The sequence below is a fragment of the Streptomyces sp. NPDC002690 genome (genome assembly GCF_053592415.1).
This window is the reverse complement of record NZ_JBSFVR010000758.1, coordinates 1-1,146: the sequence shown is the minus strand read 5'-3', so window position 1 is coordinate 1,146 and position 1,146 is coordinate 1. Positions and strand designations below refer to the sequence as shown.

Genomic DNA, 1,146 nt, shown 5'->3' with positions numbered 1-1,146 from the left:
GAGAGCTCGGCATCCGTGTCGATGAGAACGAACCGGCCCGGATTCTCGGACTGCGCCGAACGCACCAGACCCCACACCGCCGACGCCGCCAAGTCAGCGACCCCCTCACCCGACAGCGCGACCGCACCCCGAGTCACCACCGCCAGCACCGAATCGGGACGCTCCGAATCCTCCAGCCGCGCCTGCACCGCCGCCAAGGCCGCGTGCGTCGCGGCGTGCATCGAGGCGATCTGTGCGGCTCCCGGCTCCGAGCGCCACTCCCAGACCGTGACCGGCGGCTCCGCGTTCGGCGGGGTGGTCATGAGCGGGGTCGTCACCGGGGACCAGACCACCTCGAACAGGCTCTCTGGCGCGGTGCTCGCAGCCGCGGCCAACGCCTGATGAGAAACCGCACGCGTCACCAGCGAACCGATGCCGAGCACCGGCGCGCCGGTCTCGTCGACGACCTGCACGGTCGCCGCGTCCGCGCCGGCCGGGCTGATCTTCACCCGCATCGCCGTGGCGCCGACCGCGTGCAGCATCACGCCCTCCCACAGGAACGGCACCCGCACCTCATCGGCGTCCCCTGGGTCAGCCGCCAGCATCGGCGCGTGCACCACGGCGTCCAGCAGCGCCGGGTGAACACCGAATCCGGCGAGGTCGAGCGCCTGGGCGGCGCTCACCTCGGCGAAAACGTCCTCGCCGCGACGCCACACCGCCCGTACGGCGCGAAACGCAGGGCCGTAGCCGTACCCCCGGTCGGCCAGCGCCTCGTACGCGGCGTCCACGTCGACCGCCTGCGCCCCGGCCGGCGGCCACACCTGCTCCGCCCACTCACCCGCGCCGACCGCGATACCGGACAGCATTCCTCGGGCGTGCAGGGTCCACTCGCCGTCACCGGTGTCCGGCCGCGCGTGGATCTCCACGGTGCGCAGGTCACCGCCGTCGGGGTCGGGGTCGCCGACCATGACGTGCAGCTGGAGCCCTCCGCGCTCGGGCACCGTCAACGGTGCCGTCATCGCGAGTTCGCGGACCATGGGGCAGCCGACCTCGTCGCCGGCCCGTACCGCCAGCTCCACCAAGGCGGAGGCCGGAACCAAGACGTGTCCGAGGACCTCGTGGTCGACCAGCCACGGCTGGACCGTACGCGCGAGCTGGCCGGTCAGC

At 73.0% G+C, this 1,146-nt stretch carries 1 protein-coding gene; it reads right to left on the bottom strand.

What is annotated here, in order from left to right; translation table 11 throughout:
* The coding region (locus ACWD3D_RS37325) for a polyketide synthase dehydratase domain-containing protein (protein WP_451465065.1) at nt 1-1,146 on the bottom strand (1,146 nt) is incomplete at both ends.